The sequence below is a fragment of the Pseudomonas sp. SDO55104_S430 genome (genome assembly GCF_054070595.1).
Genome location: NZ_JBSVXG010000430.1, coordinates 1 through 2,068 on the forward strand (window position 1 = coordinate 1; position 2,068 = coordinate 2,068).

Genomic DNA, 2,068 nt, shown 5'->3' on the forward strand with positions numbered 1-2,068 from the left:
GGGGAGGGGTTTTGTTGGGGGGGGGGGGGGGGAAAAAACGGGGGTGTGGACGAACACCCCGCGATCGCGAGCAGGCTCGCTCCCACAGTTGCTTTCAGTATTCCGACAGATCCGCCAACGGATGCCGCCCCTCCCAGACCTTGTGGAAATGCGCCTCCACCACAGCATCCGGCACATGGTTGATATCCGGCCAATGCCAGTGCGGTTTCTGATCCTTGTCGATCAGGCGCGCCCGCACCCCTTCGCTGAATTCCGGATGCCGGCAGCAATTGAGGCTCAGGGTGTATTCCATCTGGAAAACCTGCGCCAGGGACATATGCCGGGCGCGGATGATCTGTTCCCACACCAGATGCGCGGTCAGCGGCGAGCCTTCGCTCATGGTCCGCGCGGCACGGCCGAGCAGCAGGTCGGTGTGATCGCGCAGCGCGCTGATGGCTTTCCAGGCGCAGCGTACGTCGCTGACATCCAGCAGTTCATCGATGCGCTGGCGTCGCGGCAGCCATTGGGCTTCAGGCATCTGCGCCACCGCTTCCTGCTGCAGGGCCTTGAGCAGGCTGTTGAGCTGCATCGGTGTCTGTTCCTGCCAGTTCAGCTGCAGCAGGCCTTCGATCAGCTCCTGCTGCTGTTCATCGAGCAGGAAGCGGTCGGCCAGGTCCAGATCAAGGGCATCGCGGCCGTTCATGTGCGCGCCGGTCAGGCCCAGAAACAAACCGAGCTTGCCGGGCAGGCGAGACAGGAACCAGCTGGCGCCGACGTCCGGGTACAGGCCGATGCTGATTTCCGGCATCGCCAGTCGGCTGCTCGGCGTGACAATCCGGATGCTCGCCCCCTGCAACAGGCCCATGCCGCCGCCCAGCACATAACCGTGGCCCCAGCAAATCAGCGGTTTGGGGTAGGTGTGCAGGCTGAAGTCCAGGCGATATTCGGCGTTGAAAAACTGCGCGGCCAAGGGCGGCACCTGGCCCGGGTTGGCGCGACAGGCCTGCACCAGACTGCGCACTTCGCCGCCGGCACAAAAGGCCTTGGGACCGTTGCCCCGCAGCAGCACACAGACGATTTGCGGATCCTTGGCCCAAGCGTCCATCCGGTCGCGCAAGGCGTTGATCATCGGCAGGGACAGGGCATTGAGCGATTGTTCGGCGTCCAGGGTGGCAATGCCGATGCGGGCGCCGTCGGTGCCGGTGAGTTCTTCGAAGTGCAGATTCATCGTGACCTCGATCGGGAATTTGAGGGTTAAGTATGATCGCTGTGCGGGAAAGTGCCGGATCCGTGTCAGATCAATTGACAAGCGCGATGGGCCTTCTTAGGGTTCGCCCATTGTTTTTGCCGGATGTAACCATGACTGCTGATGACCGTATCAAACTCGAACCGAGCTGGAAGGAGGCCCTGCGTGCCGAATTCGACCAGCCCTACATGGCAGAGTTGCGCAATTTCCTGCAACAGGAGAGGGCGGCCGGCAAGGAGATCTATCCACCGGGTCCGTTGATCTTCAACGCCCTGAATTCGACGCCGCTGGACAAGGTCAAGGTGGTCATCCTTGGCCAGGACCCGTACCACGGTCCGGGCCAGGCCCATGGTCTGTGCTTCTCGGTGCAACCGGGCGTACCGGCGCCGCCGTCGCTGGTGAACATCTACAAGGAATTGAAACGCGACCTGAACATCGACATTCCCAACCACGGCTACCTGCAAAGCTGGGCCGACCAGGGCGTGCTGATGCTCAACACCACCATGACCGTCGAGCGCGCCAACGCCAACGCGCACAAGGACAAGGGCTGGCAGTTCTTCACCGACCGGATCATCGAAGTGGTGAGCCAGCAGCAGCCGCATCTGGTGTTCATGCTCTGGGGCTCCCATGCCCAGAGCAAGCAGAAGCTGATCGATGCCACCAAGCACCTGGTGCTGACCTCGGTGCATCCGTCGCCGTTGTCGGCCTATCGTGGGTTTCTGGGCTGCGGGCATTTCAGCCGGACCAACAAGTTCCTGGAGCAGAATGGCGAAACGCCGATCGAGTGGCGATTGCCGAACCTCTGAAAAGCTTCGCGGGCAAGCCTCGCTCCTACAGGCAGTA

The 2,068-nt window shown here is 62.1% G+C and carries 2 protein-coding genes; one reads left to right on the top strand and one right to left on the bottom strand.

Annotated elements, in window-relative coordinates; translation table 11 throughout:
* Positions 1-94: 94 nt before the first annotated feature.
* Positions 95-1,207 carry an enoyl-CoA hydratase/isomerase family protein gene (locus ACW9JE_RS30405; protein WP_457434867.1) on the bottom strand — a complete coding sequence of 371 codons (1,113 nt, stop codon included), beginning with the start codon at positions 1,205-1,207 and terminating at the stop codon, positions 95-97.
* 131 nt (positions 1,208-1,338) lie between these two features.
* Between ACW9JE_RS30405 and ung the strand changes: the two genes are divergently transcribed.
* Complete coding sequence (gene ung, locus ACW9JE_RS30410) at positions 1,339-2,031, top strand: uracil-DNA glycosylase (protein WP_224541598.1); 693 nt, start codon at positions 1,339-1,341, stop codon at positions 2,029-2,031.
* Positions 2,032-2,068 lie beyond the last annotated feature (37 nt).

Coding starts and splice junctions, on each gene's coding strand:
- ACW9JE_RS30405 (WP_457434867.1), bottom strand. CDS start 1,207: ATGAATCTGCACTTCGAAGAACTCACCGGCACCGACGGCGCCCGCATC.
- ung (WP_224541598.1), top strand. CDS start 1,339: ATGACTGCTGATGACCGTATCAAACTCGAACCGAGCTGGAAGGAGGCC.